The sequence below is a fragment of the Burkholderia sp. 567 genome (assembly GCF_040545115.1).
GTDB classification, from domain to species: Bacteria; Pseudomonadota; Gammaproteobacteria; order Burkholderiales; family Burkholderiaceae; genus Burkholderia; species Burkholderia ambifaria.
This window is the reverse complement of the sequence record NZ_JBEPLG010000013.1, coordinates 60,066-81,014: the sequence shown is the minus strand read 5'-3', so window position 1 is coordinate 81,014 and position 20,949 is coordinate 60,066. Positions and strand designations below refer to the sequence as shown.

General features: G+C 68.1%; 19 protein-coding genes. 5 read left to right on the top strand and 14 right to left on the bottom strand.

The window, feature by feature from the left end:
- Nucleotides 1-180 precede the first annotated feature (180 nt).
- Nucleotides 181-1,002 (top strand): helix-turn-helix domain-containing protein, encoded by an 822-nt coding sequence (locus ABIC50_RS29715; protein WP_354168445.1) that lies wholly within the window; start codon nt 181-183, stop codon nt 1,000-1,002.
- 45 nt (nt 1,003-1,047) lie between these two features.
- On the opposite strand, the gene ABIC50_RS29710 is transcribed toward ABIC50_RS29715, so the two are convergent.
- From ABIC50_RS29710 to ABIC50_RS29695, 4 genes are all read right to left on the bottom strand, one after another.
- Nucleotides 1,048-2,289, bottom strand: coding sequence for a multifunctional CCA addition/repair protein (locus ABIC50_RS29710; protein WP_175696903.1), 1,242 nt, complete (start codon nt 2,287-2,289; stop codon nt 1,048-1,050).
- On the bottom strand, nt 2,286-2,933 hold the full coding sequence (locus tag ABIC50_RS29705) for a glutathione S-transferase family protein (RefSeq protein ID WP_012364913.1): 648 nt from the start codon (nt 2,931-2,933) through the stop codon (nt 2,286-2,288). The genes ABIC50_RS29710 and ABIC50_RS29705 overlap by 4 nt, the downstream gene beginning before the upstream one ends.
- A 55-nt stretch (nt 2,934-2,988) precedes the next feature.
- Complete coding sequence (locus ABIC50_RS29700) at nt 2,989-3,948, bottom strand: complex I NDUFA9 subunit family protein (protein WP_354168444.1); 960 nt, start codon at nt 3,946-3,948, stop codon at nt 2,989-2,991.
- Nucleotides 3,949-4,216: 268 nt separating this feature from the next.
- Nucleotides 4,217-6,169 carry a lytic transglycosylase domain-containing protein gene (locus tag ABIC50_RS29695; protein ID WP_354168442.1) on the bottom strand — a complete coding sequence of 651 codons (1,953 nt, stop codon included), beginning with the start codon at nt 6,167-6,169 and terminating at the stop codon, nt 4,217-4,219.
- A gap of 8 nt (nt 6,170-6,177) precedes the next feature.
- On the opposite strand from ABIC50_RS29695, the gene ABIC50_RS29690 reads away from it, so the two are divergent.
- On the top strand, nt 6,178-6,786 hold the full coding sequence (locus ABIC50_RS29690; RefSeq protein ID WP_354168440.1) for a 5-formyltetrahydrofolate cyclo-ligase: 609 nt from the start codon (nt 6,178-6,180) through the stop codon (nt 6,784-6,786).
- A 68-nt stretch (nt 6,787-6,854) separates the two neighbouring features.
- Here ABIC50_RS29690 and ABIC50_RS29685 read toward each other — a convergent pair whose 3' ends face one another.
- Nucleotides 6,855-7,367 (bottom strand): winged helix DNA-binding protein, encoded by a 513-nt coding sequence (locus tag ABIC50_RS29685; RefSeq protein WP_006751934.1) that lies wholly within the window; start codon nt 7,365-7,367, stop codon nt 6,855-6,857.
- A 148-nt stretch (nt 7,368-7,515) separates the two neighbouring features.
- On the opposite strand from ABIC50_RS29685, the gene pxpB reads away from it, so the two are divergent.
- Genes pxpB through pxpA form a run of 3 tightly spaced genes read left to right on the top strand, consistent with a single transcriptional unit; the run spans nt 7,516 to nt 10,059 of the window.
- Nucleotides 7,516-8,172 carry a 5-oxoprolinase subunit PxpB gene (gene pxpB / locus ABIC50_RS29680; RefSeq protein WP_175665935.1) on the top strand — a complete coding sequence of 219 codons (657 nt, stop codon included), beginning with the start codon at nt 7,516-7,518 and terminating at the stop codon, nt 8,170-8,172.
- Nucleotides 8,169-9,239 (top strand): 5-oxoprolinase subunit C family protein, encoded by a 1,071-nt coding sequence (locus ABIC50_RS29675; protein ID WP_138847010.1) that lies wholly within the window; start codon nt 8,169-8,171, stop codon nt 9,237-9,239. Before pxpB ends, ABIC50_RS29675 begins: the two co-directional genes overlap by 4 nt.
- A gap of 55 nt (nt 9,240-9,294) precedes the next feature.
- Nucleotides 9,295-10,059: a 5-oxoprolinase subunit PxpA gene (gene pxpA, locus ABIC50_RS29670; RefSeq protein ID WP_354168438.1), complete on the top strand. Its 765-nt coding sequence runs from the start codon at nt 9,295-9,297 to the stop codon at nt 10,057-10,059.
- 557 nt (nt 10,060-10,616) lie between these two features.
- On the opposite strand, the gene ABIC50_RS29665 is transcribed toward pxpA, so the two are convergent.
- The 9 genes from ABIC50_RS29665 to ABIC50_RS29625 all read right to left on the bottom strand — a co-directional run bounded on the left by ABIC50_RS29665 (nt 10,617) and on the right by ABIC50_RS29625 (nt 20,844).
- Nucleotides 10,617-11,762, bottom strand: coding sequence for a TraB/GumN family protein (locus tag ABIC50_RS29665; RefSeq protein ID WP_011658156.1), 1,146 nt, complete (start codon nt 11,760-11,762; stop codon nt 10,617-10,619).
- Nucleotides 11,755-12,771 (bottom strand): peptide ABC transporter ATP-binding protein, encoded by a 1,017-nt coding sequence (locus ABIC50_RS29660; RefSeq protein WP_138847009.1) that lies wholly within the window; start codon nt 12,769-12,771, stop codon nt 11,755-11,757. The genes ABIC50_RS29665 and ABIC50_RS29660 overlap by 8 nt, the downstream gene beginning before the upstream one ends.
- The gene (locus ABIC50_RS29655; RefSeq protein WP_105831971.1) at nt 12,768-13,766 is read right to left on the bottom strand and encodes an ABC transporter ATP-binding protein; all 999 of its coding nucleotides are present in this window, start codon (nt 13,764-13,766) and stop codon (nt 12,768-12,770) included. The genes ABIC50_RS29660 and ABIC50_RS29655 overlap by 4 nt, the downstream gene beginning before the upstream one ends.
- A 2-nt stretch (nt 13,767-13,768) precedes the next feature.
- Complete coding sequence (locus ABIC50_RS29650) at nt 13,769-14,686, bottom strand: ABC transporter permease subunit (RefSeq protein ID WP_354168436.1); 918 nt, start codon at nt 14,684-14,686, stop codon at nt 13,769-13,771.
- A 4-nt stretch (nt 14,687-14,690) separates the two neighbouring features.
- A complete protein-coding gene (locus ABIC50_RS29645) occupies nt 14,691-15,701 on the bottom strand; it encodes an ABC transporter permease subunit (RefSeq protein WP_011658160.1) in 1,011 nt (336 codons plus the stop codon).
- A 117-nt stretch (nt 15,702-15,818) separates the two neighbouring features.
- The gene (locus ABIC50_RS29640; RefSeq protein WP_175657080.1) at nt 15,819-17,447 is read right to left on the bottom strand and encodes an ABC transporter substrate-binding protein; all 1,629 of its coding nucleotides are present in this window, start codon (nt 17,445-17,447) and stop codon (nt 15,819-15,821) included.
- 315 nt (nt 17,448-17,762) lie between these two features.
- Nucleotides 17,763-19,070: an MFS transporter gene (locus tag ABIC50_RS29635; RefSeq protein ID WP_105831975.1), complete on the bottom strand. Its 1,308-nt coding sequence runs from the start codon at nt 19,068-19,070 to the stop codon at nt 17,763-17,765.
- 191 nt (nt 19,071-19,261) lie between these two features.
- Nucleotides 19,262-19,573, bottom strand: a complete 312-nt coding sequence (locus tag ABIC50_RS29630; RefSeq protein ID WP_006751923.1) for a high-potential iron-sulfur protein — start codon at nt 19,571-19,573, stop codon at nt 19,262-19,264.
- A 161-nt stretch (nt 19,574-19,734) separates the two neighbouring features.
- On the bottom strand, nt 19,735-20,844 hold the full coding sequence (locus ABIC50_RS29625; RefSeq protein ID WP_175745360.1) for an NAD(P)/FAD-dependent oxidoreductase: 1,110 nt from the start codon (nt 20,842-20,844) through the stop codon (nt 19,735-19,737).
- Nucleotides 20,845-20,949 lie beyond the last annotated feature (105 nt).

Genomic DNA, 20,949 nt, shown 5'->3' with positions numbered 1-20,949 from the left:
ACGGCGCGACGGCGGCCCGGCCAGGGCGCGGCGTGGCGTCGTGCGGGCGCCACCGCGCGGTACAATGCGCCGGCATCGCCGTCCCGACGGCCGTGCGTCGTGCGCTTCGCGGAACGCAACGTCCCGGCGGCTGCACCGCCCTTCCGCTCGCCTCCCGACTCGTTGTCACGAAAGAGATTCATGGATTCAGACCTCATGCGTATCGGCCAGCGCATCCGGCGCCTGCGCCGGGAAGCGAAGAAGACGCTGCTGGAAGTCGCGACCGAGGCGAACCTGTCGATCGGATTCCTGTCGCAGGTCGAGCGCAATCTCACCGGGATCTCGCTGTCGTCGCTCGTCAACGTCGCGACGGCGCTGAACGTGCCGCTCGGCACGCTGATCGAGCAGCCGCGCCAGGCGCAGCCCGACTCGCGCGCGGGCCGCCGCGAACCGTACGCGGTCGACGCCACGTCGCAATGGTACGAACGGCTGTCGACCACCTTCGACGGCAGCCAGATCCACGCGCTCAAGGTCCGGATGATGGAGGGCTACCGTTCGGAATGGGTCGCGCACGGCGGCGACGAGTTCGTGTACGTGCTGACCGGCCGCGTCTGCTACACGATCGGCAAGAAGGATTACCCGCTGTCGCCCGGCGACTCGCTGCACTTCGACGCGCGCAAGCGCCATCGCGTCGCGAATGTCGGGGACGGGCCGGCCGAACTGATCGCGGTCGGCACGCTGCCGCTCTTCGACGACAGTTGCGCCGAATTCGGATCCGCGACAATGGAAATCAGGCCGCCCGCACGCGATGCCGGCCCGACGCCGCGCGAGCCGCGCGTGAGCCGCCGCGAACCGGCGCAGAAACGCGAACAAGAGCACGCCGCGAACGCGGCCGCGCCTGCCGCCGACCTGCCTGCCCGCGTGGCGGCCAAGCCCGCTGCCGACAAGCCGCGCGCGACCACGGGCAAACGCCCGGCCGCCGCCACCCCGGCCCGCCGAGCCACCGCCCGCACGAAGCAATGACGGCGAGCGGCCGGGCGACGCACCGCGCCACCCGTTTCTTCCGTGCTATTCGCCGATCGCCAGCGCCTGCTTGACGGCCTCGACCCGTGCGCGATGCACGGCGTCCTTGATCTGCATCACATCGTCGCCGACACCGCGCGCGATCGCGCCCGCGTCGACGCTGCGCGCCGCCACCAGCGCCACGCGCAGCCGCTCGGCCTGCGGATACGGCTGCGTGTCGAGCCCGAGCCGGCCGCGGGCATCCGATTCGCACGCCTGCAGCATCTCCGCGAAGCGCGCCGGCTTGCGCAGCGCATCGCTGCGCTCGAAGAACCGCACCAGCGCGGCCGCGCCCATTTCCATCACGCGATGCAGGTTGCCGTGCTCGCGCGCGACCACCAGCGCGAGATCGCGACATTCGTTCGGCACGCGCAGCCGCTCGCACAACGGCTTGATGAGCTCGACGCTGCGGCCTTCGTGGCCGACGTGGCGCGGCAGCACGTCGGCGGGCGTCGTCGCCTTGCCGAGATCGTGCGTGAGCGCCGCGAAGCGCACCGGCAGCGAGTAGCCCTGCTTCGCCGCGTAGTCGACGACCATCATCACGTGCACGCCCGTGTCGACTTCCGGGTGGTAGTCGGCGCGCTGCGGCACGCCCCACAGCGCGTCGACCTCGGGCAGGACGCGCGCGAGCGCGCCGCATTCGCGCAGCACCGCGAACATCCGCGACGGTTTCGCCTCCATCAGCCCGCGCGCGATTTCCTGCCACACGCGTTCGGCCACCAGCGCGTCCGCTTCGCCGGCGTCGACCATGCGGCGCATCAGCGCGAGCGTGTCGTCCGCGACCGTGAAATCCGCGAAGCGCGCGGCAAAACGCGCGATCCGCAGGATTCGCACCGGATCCTCGACGAACGCGTCGCCCACGTGCCGGAACACGCGTGCACGCAGGTCGGCCTGTCCGTCGAACGGATCGATCACCGGCCCGACCAGCGCGCCCTCCGGGCTCACTTCGCGCGCCATCGCGTTGATCGTCAGGTCGCGCCGCGCGAGATCCTCGTCGAGCGTCACGTCCGGCGCGAAGTAGAACTGGAAGCCGTGATAGCCGGCCGCCGTCTTGCGCTCGGTGCGCGCGAGCGCATATTCCTCCTGCGTGTCCGGATGCAGGAACACCGGGAAATCCTTGCCGACCGGCCGGAAGCCCTGGGCGACCATCTGCTCGGGCGTCGCGCCCACCACCACGTAGTCGCGGTCCTGCACCGGCACGCCGAGCAATTCGTCGCGGATCGCTCCGCCTACTGCGTAGATGTTCATGGGTTCGGTTCGTATTCGGCAATCACGTTGGTTTCGCGGCGCGCGGCGTCGATCCAGCGCTGCACCGCCGGCAGCGCGGTCACGCGCGCGGCATACCCGGCCGCTTCCGGCGACAGCGCCGGCGCATACGTGTTGAAGCGCATCACGACCGGCGCATACATCGCATCGGCAATTCCGAATTCACCGAACAGGAATGGCCCGCCCGATGCCTCGATGCACGCGCTCCACAGCGCGTCGATGCGCGCGACGTCGGCCAGCGCATCGGGCGTCGCGCCGCGCCCCGGCATCGACGCGCGCACGTTCATCCCCATCTGCGTGCGCAGCGCGGCGAAGCCTGAGTGCATCTCGGCCGAGATGCAGCGCGCGTGCACGCGCTCCAGCGGATCGGCCGGCCACATCGGGAATTGCGGATAGCGCTCGGCGAGCGTCTCGGCGATCGCGAGCGAATCCCAGATCGCGGTGCCGTGATCGTCGATCAGGCACGGCACCTTGCCGGTCGGCGAATACTCGCGGATGCGCGCGGCCGTGTCGTCGCGGCGCAGCTCGATCGCGATCTCGTCGAACGGGATCCCGAAATGCGCGAGCAGCAGCCACGGCCGCATCGACCACGACGAGTAATTCTTGTCTCCAATGACGAGTTTCATGGCGGTGTTCCGAAAGGCGCGAAAGTGAATGACGGAAAGCGGCTGCCCGCGACGCCTAGCGGCGCGAGCGGAACCAGTCGAAGCGGGAGCGCTGCGCGCCGTCACCGAGATACGCGGGCGCGATGCTCTCGAGACTCGCGGGCGACAGCCCGAGTTCCGGCGCGAGCGGCCCTGACAGCACGTTGGGCACCGACATCGACGCGAGATTGTCGCGCGTGATCACCGGCTCGCCGGGCAGGCATTCGAACACGCGCGCCTGCAGCCGCGCAAGCGCGTCGGGCAGCCGCACGATGCGTGCCTGCCGGCCGACCAGCGTGCCGCAATAGCGCACCAGCTGCTCGAGCGTATAGACGGTCGGACCGCCGAGCTCGTAGGTTTTGCCGTGCGCGGCCGTGAGATCGAGCGTGTTGACGAACGCGCTCACGACGTCGCCGACGAACACCGGCTGGAAACGCGCGTCGGGCATCGCGAGCGGGAGCACCGGCAGCGTGCGCTGCAGGTTCGCGAATGTGTTGAGGAACGTGTCGCCGGGGCCGAACACGACCGACGGGCGGAAGATCGTCAGCGCGAGCGAATCGGTTGCCGCGACCGCATGCAGCGCGGCCTCGCCGTCGCCTTTCGAGCGCTGGTACATGCTCGCGCCGTGCGAATCGGCGCCGAGCGCGCTCATGTGCAGCACGCGCTGCACGCCGACTTCGACGCATGCGGCGGCCAGCGCGGCCGGCAGCGCGACGTGCGCGCGCTCGAAGCCGGGCCCGTATGGCGTGCCGCGGCCGTCGTGCAGCACGCCGACGAGATTGATGGCCGCGTGCGCGCCGGCGACGAACCGGGCCAGCGTGCGCGTATCGAGCGCGTCGAGTTCGACGATCTCGACCGGCAGCATCTGCAGGTGGCGCGCGTGGTCGCGCCGCCGCGTGCCGATCCTCACGTGCTTGCCGGCGTCGATCAGCGCATTGACGAGCCGGCTGCCGATGAAGCCGGTGCCGCCCAGCAGCGCGATGGTCTGGCGATCCATGGTCGAGTCCTCCAACGGGCGGTTCACGCTGATGACGGGCTTGCGAACGAGACGGGCCGGCTGTCCCAGCGGGACTTCCTTCGGTCGCGTGCAAGAAGCGGGGTGCGCCGTCCGGCCGAGCCTGACGAGCGACGTGCGACGCCGCAGTGCGACCGGCCACGCTCGCGCCCCTGACCAGGAGAATCATAGACGGGGCTGGCCCGTCATGAGCGTGGACAGCCCCTCGAGCATACTGCCGCGTGTCGCACGGCAGTATGAAGATTGCGGATCAGGGCGAGATCATGCCCAGGCGTTTCTTCAACGACTGCGGTTTGCCCTCGAAGAGCGCCGCGTAGTAGACGGTGTTCGACAGCACGTTCTTCACGTAGTCGCGCGTCTCGTTGAACGGAATCGTCTCCGCGAAGATCGCGCCTTCGACCGGCTGCGTCAGCACCTGGCGCCACTGGCGCGGCCGGCCCGGGCCCGCGTTGTAGCCGGCGGTCGCCAGCACCGGCGAGCTGTCGAAGTTGTTGTAGATGTCCGCCAGATACCAGGTGCCGAGCTGGATGTTGGTATTGATGTCGTGCATCTGCGCACGCGTGATCGTGCCCATCCCGAGCTTCTTCGCGACGAGCTGCGCGGTGGCCGGCATCAGCTGCATCAGCCCGCCCGCGCCGACCGAAGAGCGCGCGTTCGTGATGAAGCGCGATTCCTGGCGGATCAGCCCGTACGCCCATTCGATGTCGAGGCCCGACGACTGCGCATAGCGCTCGACGATGTCGCGGTACGGCGACGGGTAGCGCAGCGTGAAGTCGTGCTCGGCCTTCGTGCGGTCGGCCGTGTTGACCGTGCGGTCGAGCAGGTCGACGCGCTTGCCGTATTCGGCGGCCGCGAGCAGCTGGCGATCGGTCATCCCGCGCAGCGGCCAGTTCCATTCGCGGTTGCCCTCGAGGCGCAGGTTCAGCGCATAGAAGCGCTGCGCGAGCGCGAAGCCCGGGATCTTGCTCATCGCGCCGATGTCGGCGTCGCTCACCTTCGTGCGCGGCGGAATGCTCGTGCGCTGGCCGAGTTCTTCGCCGGCGAGTTGCCCGTAGAAGTTGTACTGGCCCGCGACCTGCTCGAATTCCTGGTTCGCCTGCAGCGTGTCGCCGCTCTGCTTGAGCGCGCGCGCATGCCAGTAGATCCACGCCGGATCCTCGCGCAGCGACGGCGGCATCTGCTCGATCGACCAGCGCACCATCGGCCAGTTGCCGGCGAGCAGCGCGGCGCGCGTGCGCCATTCGTAGCCGGGGTTCGACAGCTGCGCGTTCGCGGATTTCGCATACCAGACCGACGCGAGCGGCGAGCGCTTGATCGCGCCCTGGTAGCCGATCGCGCCCCACGCGATCGCCTGTTCGGGCTTAGTGAGCGAGCCGGCGACGGAGGTCAGCATCCCGGCCGCCGCGTCCGGATCGTTGCGCGCCATGCGGCCGAGCGCGATCAGCGCGAGCTGGTGCGACGCCGCGTCGGGGCCGACGCCGCGCGCGAGATACAGCGGCGGCGCGCTGGTCGCCTGGTCGAAGCCGACCGGGCGCGCGCCGAGCGCGTCGACGATCTTGCCGCCGAGCGTCGTGTAGTTCTGCTCGTACGCGAGGCGCGCCTGCTGCCACACGTCGTCGCTCGTGAACTGCTGGTTGACCGTCAGCGCCGTAATCAGGTCGACACAGGCGTCGCCGTAGTATTTCGGCTCGACGAGCAGCGCACGTGCCGCGTCGGCGACGTTCTCGCCGCGCGCCGCGCGCGATTCGAGCGCGTAGCACTTGACCTGCGTGTCGTCGTCGAGCACGAAGCGCTTGTACTGGTCGTCGAAGTTGCGCCAGTCGTGGCGCGCGCCGAGCACGAGCAGGTAGTCGTTGCGCATGCGGTCGGCGATCGCCTGGCCGTCGTAGCGCTGCAGGAACGACTGCACCGGTGCGTCGGGCGCGTCGACACGTGCGCGGCCCGTCGAATCGAACAACTGCGGCTTGATCTGGAAATACTCGACGTAGGACGGGACCGGATAGTTCGGGATCATCGACGCGAGCTGCGCGGCCTTCGCGGCGTCGTTGCGGCGTGCGGCTTCGCGAAGCTGCACGAAGATCTGGTCATCCCCGGCGAGCGTGTCGTCGCCCGGTGCGGCGCACGCGGCCGTGCCCGCGACGAGCGCGGCGGCGGAAAGCGTGAGCGCGACCGCGCGATATACTCGGAAAAGGCTGTTCGACATCGTTTTGAATGGAGCACGAATTGAGCGAAAGCATAGCATGCAACCCTGTGCCGAACCCGAAGGTTGCACTGCGTAAAACGCTGGCCGGCGCGCGTCGCGACGCCGCGTCGCAGCCCGCCGTGAACGCCGCGCTCGACGCGCGGCTGCGCGCGTTGCTCGAACGCCTCGCACCGCGCACGGTCGGCTTCTACTGGCCGCTGCCGGGCGAATTCGACGCGCGCGACGCGGTGCTCGCGTGGTCCGCGGCCGGCACCGGCCGCCGTGCCGCGCTGCCGGTGATCGGCGAGCGTCACACGCCGCTCGCGTTCCATGCGTGGGATGCGCACACGCCGATGCGCGAAGGGCATCACCGGATTCCGGAGCCGGCGTCGGGGGTCGTCGTCGTGCCCGACCTGTTGCTGATTCCGTGTGTGGGATTCGATCTGGAGCGCTACCGGCTCGGCTATGGCGGCGGCTACTACGACCGCACGCTCGCGGTGTGGCCGGGCGACACGCTGCCGGTGACGGTCGGCATCGCGTATGAAGCGTGCCGCGTCGATGCGCTGCCGGCCGAGGCGCACGACCTCGCAATGGGCTGGATCGTGACCGACGCCGCGCTTTACCCGGCCGCCGGATGACGCGGCGCGCGACACCGCGCCAGCCGCATGCCGCGCGTCACCGCGTTCACCGTCCCGTTCGCAATCGTTTACAGCGAGGCCGCCGCGCGCGCGGCCGTATCGTAGAGGCCCGATGCGTGGCGCAGCAGTTGCGCCGCGTCGCCGATCTGCGCGTTGGTGAGGCCGCTGTCCTTCAGCGTCTCGATCAGGCAATGCTCGCGCACCTCGCGATACTTCAGGCACAGCTCGCGGCCCGCGTCGGTCGCGAAGAAGAACACTTCCTTGCCGCTCTTCTCGCTCTTCACATAGCCGCGCGCGATCAGTTTTTTCAGCGCATAGGTCGCGACGTGCGTATCCTCGATATTGAGCACGAAGCAGATGTCGGCGAGCTTTTTCTTGCGTTCGCGATGGCTCACGTGATGCAGCAGCGACACCTCGACCGCCGTCATGTCCTTCGCGCCCGCGGCCGACATGCAGCGCACCATCCATCGGTTGAATGCGTTGCCGGCCATGATGAGGCCGTATTCGAGCTCCGACAATTCGGCGCTCGACTCGGAAACGAGGTGTTCGGATGACACGATCTTGGTCGCAGGACGCTTCATGGAAAGGCGGCGCAAGCCGGATGACAGGGTGTGCCGAGTGTACGACAGAAGGCCCGGCATACGAGCTAGGCGAAAACGCTTATTGGGAAGTTGTCGATATTTTATCGACAATGTGCGCTAACATTGCCGTCCGAACCGTGCCAGTCCGATGACGCAACCCCGCATTTATCCGCTCGGCGATGCCGCCCTCGTCTGCGAGGTGCCGCCGCCCGCCACGCTCGATTGCCAGCGCCGCGTCTGGGCCGTCGCCGAGGTCGCGCGCGCGTGGCCCGACGTGATCGACGTCGTGCCGGGCATGAACAATCTGACGATCGTGTTCGACGCGCTCGCCGCGACGGCCGAGTCGCTCACGCCGGCGCTGCGCGACGCGTGGGAAACCGCCGACGTCGAGCACGCGGAGGGCCGCGAAGTCGAGATTCCCGTCGAATACGGCGGCACCGCCGGCCCCGACCTGCCGGCCGTCGCCGCGCATACGGGGCTGTCGGCCGACGAAGTCGTCGCGCGCCACGCGGGGGGCGAATACGTCGTGTTCTTCGTCGGCTTCCAGCCGGGCTTCGCGTATCTCGGCGGCCTCGATGCGTCGCTGCACACGCCGCGCCGCGCGGCGCCGCGCCTGGAAGTGCCGGCCGGCTCGGTCGGCATCGGCGGTGCGCAGACGGGCATCTATCCAGCCACGTCGCCCGGCGGCTGGCAACTGATCGGCCGCACGTCGCACGTGCTGTTCGACCCCACGCGGGCGCAGCCGACGCTGCTGCTGCCCGGCGACCGCGTACGCTTCACCATTGCCGGAGTCGACGCGACATGAGCCAGAACACCGCACCGGGCACGATCGAGGTCGTCCGCGCCGGCCCGCTGTCGACCGTGCAGGATCTCGGCCGCCGCGGCACGCGCCATCTCGGCGTCGCGCAGGGCGGCGCGCTCGACGGCCTCGCGCTCGAGGTCGGCAACCGGCTGGTCGGCAATCGCCCCGACGCGGCGGCCGTCGAAATCACGATCGGCCCGGCCGCGTTCCGCTTCACGCGCGCGACGCGCATCGCGATCACCGGCACCGAATTCGGCGCGACGCTCGACGGCAAGCCCGTGTATTCATGGTGGAGCCTGCCGGTCGAGGCCGGGCAGACGCTCGTGCTGCCGGCCGCGAAGCGCGGGATGCGCGGCTACCTGTGCATCGCGGGCGGCATCGACGTGCTGCCGATGCTCGGCTCGCGCAGCACCGATCTCGCGTCGCGCTTCGGCGGCCTCGGCGGCCGCGCGCTGCGCGACGGCGATCGGCTCCCGGTCGGCGTGCCGCCGGCCGGCGCCGGCTGCCTCGCGGCCGATGCGCCCGAATTCGGCGTGAAGGCGCCCATGTGGTGCGCGTTCGTGCGCGTCGACGAACCCCCGCGCCGCCACCACCGTCCCGCGCACGCGCCGTGGGCGATGCCCGTGCGCGTGCTGCCGGGCCCCGACTACGCGTCGTTCGCGGCCGATTCGCAGCAGGCGTTCTGGGACGAGGAATGGCTCGTCACCGCGAACAGCAACCGGATGGGCTATCGCCTCGCCGGCGCCGAGCTCGTGCGCGAGCGGCCGGTCGAGCTGCTGTCGCACGCGGTGCTGCCCGGCACGATCCAGGTGCCGCCGAACGGCCAGCCGATCGTGCTGATGCACGATGCGCAGACCACCGGCGGTTATCCGAAGATCGGCACGGTGATCCATGCGGATCTCTGGAAACTCGCGCAGGCGCGCCTGAACCTGCCGATCCGCTTCGTGCGCACGACACGCGACGCCGCGCGCGCCGCGCTGAGCGCGGAACGTGCGTATCTGCGGCAGATCGACGTCGCGATCGAGATGCGCGAGGAAACGCGCCGCCGCGAGCAATCGCGCGCGGCGTGACAATGTCGTAAGCAACAAGGAGGACGCGCCACGCCATCCGTGGACGACGAACATCATGGAAATCGATCTGAATGCCGATCTCGGCGAAGGATGCGGATCGGACGAGGCGCTGCTCGACCTCGTCACGTCGGCGAACATCGCGTGCGGCTGGCATGCAGGCGGCGCCAATGCGATGCTCGACTGCGTGCGCTGGGCCGTGCAGAAAGGCGTGTCGATCGGCGCACACCCGAGTTTTCACGACCCGGAGAATTTCGGGCGCAAGGAAATGCAGCTGCCGGCCGGCGACATCTACGCGGGCGTGCTGTACCAGCTCGGCGCGCTATCGGCGATCGCGCAGGCCGAAGGCGGCCGCATCGCGCACGTGAAGCCGCACGGCGCGCTGTACAACCAGGCCGCGCGCGACCCGCTGATCGCCGACGCGGTGGTGTCCGCGATCCACGACTTCGATCCGTCGCTCGCCGTGTTCGGGCTCGCGAACAGCGTGTTCGTCGCGGCCGCGCGCCACGCGGGGCTCGCCGCGGTGGAGGAAGTGTTCGCCGATCGCGGCTATCGCGCGGACGGCTCGCTCGTGCCGCGCAGCCAGCCCGGCGCGCTGATCGACGATGAGAATGCCGTGCTCGCGCGCACGCTCGACATGGTGCGCGAGCGGAAGGTGCGCGCGGTGAGCGGCGAGTGGGTGCCGCTCAATGCGCAGACGGTTTGCCTGCATGGCGACGGCCCGCATGCGCTCGCGTTCGCGAAGCGGATCCGCACGGCGCTCGAAGCGGCCGGTGTCGACGTCATCGCACCCGGCGCGCTGCAGGCCGACGAAGACGCTTGAAAAGCGCGCAAGCCCCGCTGCCGTCCGACCAAAACCGCCGCACAAAAGAAAAAAGCGCCCTGGTGGCGCTTTTCTGTTGGCACGATCGCCACGGACTTCGCCGTCTGTCGATTCGCCCCCCGAAACCGTCTGTCGACGGTGACCGGAAACCTGCTCCGGATTAAAAAACGTCCGCCGCCGCCCGAATACTGCTTCCCCCGGTCGGACGACGGAACGTCGCTTATCCGCAAGTCTGCCGCATGCATTTGTTGTACCGACGATGTTTGGCCCCGCCGTGCATGCAGACACTCCGTGGCCGGCACGCGCATCACGTGCCGGCTACGCTAACCCCGCGCTTTGTTTTCTGCTACCCCGTAGAACTTATCTATTCTTTTCATTTTTTCAACTTGTGGGATGAAGAATAGAGATTCGCAGAACGGGATGTCAATGGTCTTAAACGCTATTTCCTGAGGATTCGAGGGTTTTCCTTATCGGCTCGCGCGGCCGCGCACGCGCTTCGCACCGCGCGCGCGACGTCGATCAAACAGGGGAGGATCGATGCGCGGCGCCGGGCGCGATCAGTTCGCGTCGACCCGGTATCCTTGCCGGCGCAACAATTCGAGCACGCCGCGCGGGCCGCCCAAATGCAGCGCGCCGATCGCGACGAATACCGGCCGGTCCGGCGCGGCGATTGCCGTCATTCGTGCAACGAAGCGCCTGTTGCGCTCGTACAGGATCTTGTTGTCGATCGACGCCGACAGCGCCTTCGACCGGGCCAGCCGTTCGCTCTTCGCGACCGCCCACGCGGCGATCGCATCGGCGTCGCCAATTTGCCACAGCCGGTGCAGCGCCTTGATGTCGGCCGCGTTCTGCGCCGGCGTCTGCACCATGTCCTGCGCGAGCATCTCGCGCTGCTCGGCGAGCGTCAGCCCGGTGAAAGCGCGCATCTGCTCGGCCAGCGTCTCGAGCCCGATCACGCGGCCGCCCTTCTTCTTCAGGAACACGTTCTGCAGCTGCGCCTCGGTGCCGTATTCGGTCTGCAGGCCAGCCGACAGCGAGTCGTAGGTCTCGACGACCAGCGCCGCGAGCCACGGCCGCATCCGGCGGATCTCCACGAGCGCGGCCGGATTGCCGCGCAGGCGCGCGGCGAGCCGCTGCCACAGCGGCTCGGGCAGCAGGCGTTGCAGGCACGGGTAGCGGCACACGCCGTACTTCGACACGTCGTCCTGCGATTCGAGCAGATCGTCCGGCGACAGCTCGAGCGCGAGCGTCGGCGACGCGGCGAGCGCCCCGAGGATGCGCGGCCGGAACGGCTGGGCGCTCGGATAGTCGGACGGGTCGCCCGTATGCAGCGTGCCGAGCACGTACAGCGTGACCCGGCCCCGGGTGGCGACATAGAACGGCATGCGCGCAGGTTGCACGCGCACCGTGCCGCGCGCGACCGTGCCGTTCGACACGGACGGCGCGTGAAAGCCCGGCAGGCTCAGGCCGGGCGGCGGTACCTGCGACGGATGGATCGGCGAACTCGACGGCGCGCGCCCTTCGGCACGTGCGGCGTCGGCCGGGACCAGCACGCTGGCGGCCACGCACGCGCCGGCCAGCGCCGCGCCCGTGACCGTGCGCACGCTCCAGCGCCGTGCGTTGCGGCACGCGCGCATCACGCGCGCGCTGCCAGTCCCCGAACGGCGCACGTCTGACGCGCGCGCCGCCAAACCATCAGGCATTCGCCTCCCCCACCTCCTCGGCGCGATGGCAGGCCACACGGCGTCCGTCGACGTCGCGCAACTGCGGTTCCTCGACACGGCACCGCTCGATCGCGTACGGGCAGCGCTGGTGAAACGCGCAGCCCGACGGCGGATTGAGCGGCGACGGCAGCTCGCCCTGCAGCTTGATCTGCACGCGGCGGTCTTCCTCGAAGATCGCCGGCGTCGCCGACATCAGCGCGCGCGTGTACGGATGCCGCGGCCGCGCGTAGATCGTTGCCTTGTCGCCGAGCTCGGCGACGCTGCCGAAGTACATCACCATCACGTCGTCCGCGACGTGCTCGACCACCGCCAGGTTGTGCGAGATGAACACGTAGCTGGTTTTGAACTGCTCCTGCAGATCCATGAACAGGTTCAGGATCTGCGCCTGGATCGACACGTCGAGCGCGGACACCGGCTCGTCGGCAACGACGATGCGCGGATCGAGGATCATCGCGCGCGCGATCGCGACGCGCTGGCGCTGGCCGCCCGAGAACATGTGCGGATAGCGCTTCGCGTGCTCGGGCCGCAGGCCGACCGTGCGCATGATCTGCGCGATGCGCGCCGCGCGTTCGGCGGCCGTCAGGTTCGCGTTGATCTCGAGCGGCTCGCCGAGCGTCTGCTCGACGGTCTTGCGCGGGTTCAGCGACGCGAACGGATTCTGGAACACCATCTGCACACGCCGGCGCAGGTCGGCGACCGTCTCGCGGTTCGCGCCGGCCACGTTCTTGCCGTCGATCACCAGGCTGCCCGCGGTGGGCGTCTCGATCATCGTGAGCTGGCGCGCGAGCGTCGATTTCCCGCAGCCCGACTCGCCGACGACCGCGAGCGTCTTGCCGCGCTTGAGCGTGAACGACACGCCGTTCAGCGCCTTCACGGTGCCCTGCCCGAACATCCCGCGCTTCACCGAGTAGTGCTTCGCGAGGCCGTCCGCGATCAGCACCGCTTCCTCGTCGTGCGGCGTGGCACGCGTTTCGTGGACTGCGTTCATCGTGCGCCTCCCGTCAGGTCGAGGTTGGAAATATTGAGCGGCTTGATGCAGCGCGCACGCATCGCATCGTTGGCCGGCACCAGCGTGTCGAGCGCCGGACGCGCCTTGCGGCAATCGTCGACGACGTACTTGCAGCGCGGCGCGAACAGGCAGCCGGACGGGCGATCATCGCGGCCCGGCACCATGCCCGGCAATGCGGCAAGGCGACGCGCCCCCTTATTGTGCTCGGGAATCGCCGCGAGCAGCGCTTCGGTGTACGGATGATGCGGTGCACGGAAGATGTCCGGCACGCGATTGGTCTCGATGACCTCGCCCGCATACATCACCGCGACGCGCTGCGCGACCTCCGACACCACGGCCAGGTCGTGCGAGATCAGCACGAGCGCCATCCCGCGCTCCTTCTGCAGCTTCACGAGCAGATCCATGATCTGCGCCTGGATCGTCACGTCGAGCGCGGTGGTCGGCTCGTCGGCGATCAGCAGCTTCGGGTTGCACGCGACCGCCATCGCGATCATCACGCGCTGGTTCATCCCGCCCGACATCTGGTGCGGGAACGCCGTGATGCGGTTCTTCGCATCGGGAATGCCGACCTGGTCGAGCAGTTCGAGCGCGCGCCGGTGCAGCGCGTCGCCGCGCAGTCCTTCGTGCAGCTTCAGCACCTCCTTGATCTGATAGCCGACCGTGTAGCTCGGGTTCAGGCTCGACAGCGCGTCCTGGAACACCATCGCGATGTCCTTGCCGACGATCTTGCGGCGCGCCTTCGGCGACGCCTTCAGCAGGTCCACGCCGTTGAACGTGACCTCGTCGGCCGTCACCTTGCCCGGCGCGTCGATCAGGCCCATCAGCGCCATCATCGTCACGCTCTTGCCCGAGCCCGATTCGCCGACGACGCCCACCACCTCGCCCGGCGCGACCGAGAGGTTGATCCGGTCGACAGCGGGCAGGCCGTTGAAGTTCACCGCGAGATTGCGGATAGTCAAAAGATCTTGGCTCATGGTCACGCCATCCGCTTCAGTTTGGGATCGAGCGCGTCGCGCAGCCCGTCGCCGAGCAGGTTGATCGCGAGCACCGAAATCAGGATCGACAGGCCGGGCATCGTCACGATCCACCATGCGTTGTCGATGTAGTCGCGCGCGGACGCGAGCATCGCGCCCCACTCGGCGGTCGGCGGCTGCACGCCGAGGCCGAGGAAGCCGAGCGCGGCCGCGTCGAGAATGGCCGACGAGAAACCGAGCGTCGCCTGCACGATCAGCGGCGCCGTGCAGTTCGGCAGCACCTGCGAGAACATCAGGCGCACCGTGCCGGCACCGGCCACGCGCGACGCCGTCACGTACTCCTTCTGCAGTTCGCCGAGCGCCGACGCGCGCGTGAGACGCACATAGGCCGGCAGCGCGACGATCGCGATCGCGAACATCGTGTTGGTGAGGCCCGGGCCGATGATCGCGACGACCGCGACCGCGAGCAGCAGCGACGGCAGCGCGAGCAGCACGTCCATGATGCGCATCACGGGCGTGTCGGCCCACTTCTGGAAAAACGCGGCGACCAGCCCGAGCACGATGCCGGGGATCAGCGCGAGCACGACCGACACGAAGCCGATCCAGAACGACATCCGCGCACCGAACATCAGGCGCGAAAGAATGTCGCGGCCTGCTTCGTCGGTGCCGAGGATGAAGTGCCAGTTGCCGCCTTGAAGCCACGCGGGCGGGATCTTCACGTAGTCGCGATATTGCTCGACCGGGCTGTGCGGCGCGATCAGCGGTGCGAGCAGCGCGACCAGGATCAGCACCAGCACGACGACGCCGGCGCCGACGGCGCCGCGGTTGCGCGAGAAGTTGGCCCAGAACTCGCGCAGCGCGAGCGCACGGCCGCCGGCCGGCGCGGATTCGCTCGGCAGGGTGTTTTGCAGATTGCTCATGGAATTACCTCGTGTGGCGGATGCGCGGATTCAGCACGCCGTACAGCAGGTCGACGACCAGGTTCACGACGATCACGAGCGTCGCGATCAGCAGGATGCCGCCCTGGACGACCGGATAGTCGCGACGGCCGATCGCATCGATCAGCCACTTGCCGACACCGGGCCACGAAAAGAGCGTCTCGGTCAGCACGGCGCCCGCGAGCAGCGTGCCGATCTGCAGGCCGATCACGGTGACGACCGGGATCAGCGCGTTGCGCAGCGCATGCACGACGACCACGCGCGCGGGCGACAGCCCCTTCGCGCGGGCGGTGCGGATGTAGTCCTCGCGCAGCACTTCGAGCATCGACGAGCGCGTCATCCGCGCGATCACCGCGAGCGGGATCGTGCCGAGCACGATCGCGGGCAGGATCAGGTGGCTGACCGCCGACTTGAACGCGCCTTCGTCCGGCGCGAACAACGCGTCGATCAGCATGAAGCCCGTCGGATGCGGGAAGTCGTATTCGACCGCGATGCGCCCCGACACGGGCGTCCAGCCGAGATACGACGAAAACACCATGATGAGGATCAGCCCCCACCAGAAGATCGGCATCGAGTAGCCGGTGAGCGCGGTGCCCATCACGCCGTGATCGATGGCCGAGCCGCGTCGCAGCGCGGCGATCACGCCGGCCGGCAGGCCGACCGCGAGCGCGAACACGAGCGCGCACAGCGACAGCTCGACGGTCGCCGGGAAGCGCGCGAAGAATTCGCCCGCGACGCTGGTGTTGGTGATGATCGACGTGCCGAGGTCGCCGTGCAGCGCACGGCCGATGTAGTGGATGTACTGCAGCGGCAGCGGCTGGTCGAGGCCGAGCCGTTTCATTGCCTCCGCATGCATCGCGGGATCGACGCCGCGCTCGCCCATCATCACTTCGATGGGGTCGCCCGGTATCAGGTGAATCAGCGCAAACGCCAGGATGGTGATGCCGATGAAGGTCGGGATCACCATGCCCACGCGGCGCAACACGAAAGTGAACATGATGCGTCTCGTATTTTCTTGTGGGAAATGTGCGACCGGCGACGGGAAGCTTTTGGCCTCCCGCCGCCGGATGAATAGTGCCTTCTCGATCGTTGCAGACAGCTTACACGGGTCGTGTTACTTCACGCCGACACCGTCGAAGCGGGCATAGCCGAGCGGCTCGATGCGCATGTCGACCACGTTCTTGCGTACCGGCTGGTAGACCGTCGAGTTCGCGATCGGCGAGAACGGCAGCTGCTGCGCGAAGATCTGCTGAGCCTGCGTGTAGATCTTCGTGCGCGCGTCCTGGCCCGTCGTCGTGCGGCCCTTCTGGACCAGCTCGTCGAACGGCTTGTAGCACCAGTGCGAGAAGTTGTTGCCCTTGATCGCCTCGCAGCCGAGCAGCGTGCCGAGCCAGTTGTCCGGGTCGCCGTTGTCGCCCGTCCAGCCGATCAGCATCGTGTCCTGCTCGCCCGTGTGCGCGCGCTTGATGTACTCGCCCCACTCGTACGTGACGATCTTCGCCTTCACGCCGATCTTCGCCCAGTCGGCCTGGATCATCTCGGCCATCAGGCGGGCGTTCGGGTTGTAAGCGCGCTGCACCGGCATCGCCCACAGCGTGATGTCGAAACCGTTCGGGAAGCCTGCCTTCGCAAGCAGCGCCTTCGCCTTCGCGGTGTCGTACGCGGGCATCTTCAGGTTCTTGTCGTACGACCATTGGGTCGGCGGCACCGGCGCGGTGGCGGCCTGGCCCGCGCCCTGATAGACGGATTCGAGGATCGCCTTCTTGTTGATCGCCATGTCGAGCGCCTGACGCACCTCGAGCTTGTCGACCGGCTTGTGCTCGACGTTGTACGCGAGGTAGCCGAGGTTGAAGCCCGGCTGCGACGGCATGTCGATGCCCGAGTCGGCCTTCAGCGTCGCGATGTCGGCCGGACGCGGATAGCTCATCACCTGGCATTCGTTGCGCTTGATCTTCTGCACGCGCACGCCCGGGTCGGGCGTGATCGAGAAGATCAGTTTCGACAGCTTCACGGCACCCTTCTTCCAATAGTCAGGATTCCCGTCGAAACGGATCGTCGCGTCCTTCGTGTAGCTGCGGAAGATGAACGGGCCCGTGCCGACCGGCTTCTGGTTGATGTCGGCGGCCTTGCCGGCCTTCATCAGCTGCTCGCCGTATTCGGCCGACAGGATCGACGCGAATTCCATCGCCATGTTCTGGATGAACGGCGCGTTCGGTTCGGCCAGCGTGAACTTCACGGTGTACGGATCGACCTTTTCGATCTTCGTGATCAGCTTGTCGAGGCCCATGTCGGTGAAGTACGGGAACGACACCGGGTAGGCCTTGCGGAACGCCTGGTTCGGATCGAGCATGCGCTCGAACGAGAACACGACGTCGTCCGCGTTGAATTCGCGCGTCGGCTTGAAGAAGTCGGTCGTGTGGAACTTCACGCCATGACGCAGGTGGAACGTGTACACCTTGCCGTCGGACGAGACGTCCCACTTCTCCGCGAGGCCCGGCTCGACCTTCGTGCCGCCGCGCTCGAATTCGACGAGCCGGTTGTAGACGGTGAACGTGGCGGCCGTGAAATCGACGCCGGTCGTGAATTGCGCGGAATCAAAACCCGCCGGGCTGCCTTCTGAGCAGTAGACGAGCGTTTTGTTCGGGATCTGTGCGAATGCAGAACCCGCGACGCCGAGCGATGCCGCTGCCACGCCTGCAATGGCGGTAACACGCAGGGTGTGCAACAGACGGTTGTATTCCATGTTTCCTCCAGGTTTCCAGATCGGAACCGGTCCCCCAGGGGCCGGGTACGCGGATATTACTTGAGCTAGCGATTCTGCAACAAGCTGGAGAAAAAACTCTTCTACACGCATTTCCGCGGGTTTTTGCGGATGTCTGGCACACGCGAAAAGTGCCTCTGCACGCGCGGACGGCCATTTCGCCGATCCGGCGCGTGTTTCCTTCGTCAACTAAACAATTTGTACGCGCCGATAGCGGCACGTCAGCCCGTTTTCGGGCCAAGCCGCGCGCATTGTTGCAGCCTTGGAACCGATGCGGTGCCCGCGCTGCACGCGGGATCAGTCCGGCGCGTCGAGATCCGCGTTGCGCGCGGGCACGAATGCAACGGCGACGATCGACAGCGCGAGCCCCGCCATCACGTAGTAAGTGGGCGCGAGCGGCGTGCCCGTCGTCTTGATCAGCCACGTGACGATGAACTGCCCGAACCCGCCGAACAGCATCACCGCGACGTTGTACGCGATCGACAGCCCGGTCGAGCGCACGTTGGCCGGGAACAGCTCGGCGATCATCGCGCCGAACGGCCCGTAGTAGCCCGCGAGCGTCACCGACAGCACGGCCTGCACCGCGATCAGCCGCCCGATGCTCGGCGCCGCGTCGAGCCACGCGAACAGCGGGTACATCAGCGCGAGCGTCAGCACGAGCGACCACAGCGACAGCCCCTTGCGGCCGATGCGGTCCGACCACGCGCCCGCGATCGGCGACAGCACCATCAGCAACAGATTGCCGACGATCACCGCGTAGAACGATTCCGCATACGGCAGCTTCAGCTGCTTCACCGCGAAGGTCGGCAGATAGCTGATCAGCACGTAGATCGTCACCGTCAGCGCGATCACCGAGCCGAGCCCGCACAGCACCTCGCGCGGATAGCGCGTGAACACTTCGCCGAGCGTCGCGCGGCGCGCGCTTTGCTGTGCATGCAGGAATGCTTCGGAATCCGCGAGATGGCGGCGAATATAGAAGCCGATCGGACCGATCACGAGCCCGAGGATGAACGGCACGCGCCAGCCCCAGCTGCGCAGCGCGTCGTGCGACAGCCCGCGCGTGATCGCCGCGCCGACCAGTGCGCCGATCAGCAGCGCGGCCGCCTGGCTCGCCATCTGCCAGCTGCCGTAGAAACCGCGTTTCGAGAATGGCGCGGCTTCGATCAGCAGCGCGGTCGCGCTGCCGAATTCGCCGCCGGCCGAGAAACCCTGCAGCAGGCGGCCGAGCACGATCAAGAGCGGGCCGCCGATGCCGATCGCCGCATAGGGCGGTGCGATCGCGAGGAGGAAGATGCCGGCCGTCATCAGCAGGATCACGAGCGACAGCGCGGCCTTGCGGCCCGCGCGGTCCGCATAGAGCCCGAACACGATGCCGCCGATCGGGCGCATGAAGAATGCGACGCCGAACGTCGCGGTGGTCAGCAGCAGCGACGAATATTCACTGGAAGTCGGGAAGAACAGCTCGGCGATCACGACCGTCATGAAGCCGAACACCGTGAAGTCGTACCACTCGAGCGCGTTGCCGATCACGGCCGCCACGACCGCGCGCCGGTTCAGCGCACGCTCGGGGCGGGCCGTTTTCGTTGAATTCGCAATCGTCGCCATGCGTGCCTCGTCCTCGTGAATTCGCCGTGTCGGGCGGTGCGGCGCGCGGAGGGCCCGCGGCGCGCTGGTGTGCAGCGAGTGTAGAAAGCGACGGAACCGTTTTCAAGCATAAAAAACGCCCGCCATCTTCCGATGGCGGGCGTTTCGCGGTTTTCGCCACATTGCGGCACCGCACGATGCCGCTGTACACGTCAACCCATCTTCGAGAATGCGCTGCACCAGCCCTTCGCCGACACCTGCTTGCCGGGGAATGCGCCGCACGGGCCCGAAGCCGAGCCCTTCTTGCCCTGGTACAGCATGCAGGCCGCGCAATCCTGGCCGGCTGCGTATTTCGGATACTTCGTCTTGTCGACCTTCGTGGCATCGGCCTTGTAGCCGAGCGCCACGGCGGTCGGATCGGTTTCCGACAGCATCGGCGCATCGGCCAGCGCTTCGCGCGACAGCGCCAGCGCGGATACGGCGCCAATGCTCGTGATCAGGAAACTCCGACGGGTTGTTTTCATGGGGGACTCGCTCCAACGTTATTGGTTTGAAAGCCGTTCTGTCGACAGCCGTTCGACAGAATAACCGCCATGCAGACAAATGTGCGTGCCGAAATGCCGGAGATAAGAGAATTCACACGAGGGGGCGCACGGTCGACCCGGACCGGCGCCGCCCGTGCGCGTCACGCGTTCGACGTCATGTCGCCGACGCGCTGCGCGAGCGCGAGCGACGCGGTCAGCCCCGGCGACTCGATGCCGAACAGGTTCACGAGCCCGCGCACGCCGTGCTGCGCGCCGCCCTGCACGATGAAATCGGCCGGCGGCTCGCCCGGCCCCGCGAGCTTCGGACGAATCCCGGAGTAAGCCGGCTGCAGCGCGTCGTCGGGCAGTTCGGGCCAGTATGCGCGGATCGACGCGTAGAACGCCTGCGCGCGCGCCGGATCGACTTCGTAGCGCAGCGCATCGACCCATTCGACGTCCGGGCCGAAGCGCGCCTGCCCGGCCAGGTCGAGCGTCAGGTGGATGCCGAGCCCGCCCCGGTCGGGCATCGGATACACGAGGTGCGAGAACGGCGCGCGCCCGGACAGGCTGAAGTAGTTGCCGCGCGCGAGATAGAGCGGCGGCACCCAGTGCGGGTCGAGGCCGCGCGTGCGGCGCGCGAGCGCCTGCGCGCCGAGGCCCGCGCTGTTGATCACGCACGCCGCCTCGATTTCGGTCGGCGCGTCGCCACCGGTGCGCACGACGAAGCGGCCGCCGCGCAGCACGTCGATCGACTCGACCGGGGATTTCAGCACGCACGTCGCACCGTTGCGCTGCGCGTCGCCGAGCAGCGCGAGCATCAGCTGGTGGCTGTCGACGATGCCGGTGGACGGCGAGAACACCGCCTCCACGCAGTCGAGCGCGGGCTCGAGCGTCTGCGCCTCGGCGCGCGTGAGCGGCAGCAGGTCGAGCACGCCGTTTTCCGCCGCGCGCGCGACGAGCGCCTTCAACTGCTTCACCTGCGCGACGCTCGTCGCGACGATCAGCTTGCCGATGCGCCGGTGCGGCACATGATGCGTTTCGCAGAATTCGTACAGCAGTTCGCGCCCGCGCACGCACGACATCGCCTTCAGCGTGCCGCGCGGGTAGTAGAGCCCCGCGTGAATCACCTCGCTGTTGCGCGAACTCGTGCCCGTGCCGATCGCGTCGGCCGCCTCGAGCACGATCGTTTCGCGCCCGCGCGCGGCCAGCTCACGCGCAATCGCAAGACCGACCACACCTGCGCCGATCACCACACAATCCGTCTGCTCCATGGCGTTTCGCGTCGCTCACGCGTCGAGGGGAGAGATAGGAATTGTACGTCCCGGTTCGCCCGCCTGCCGAACCCCATGTGTATCGACATGTACGTGCGCGCCGCG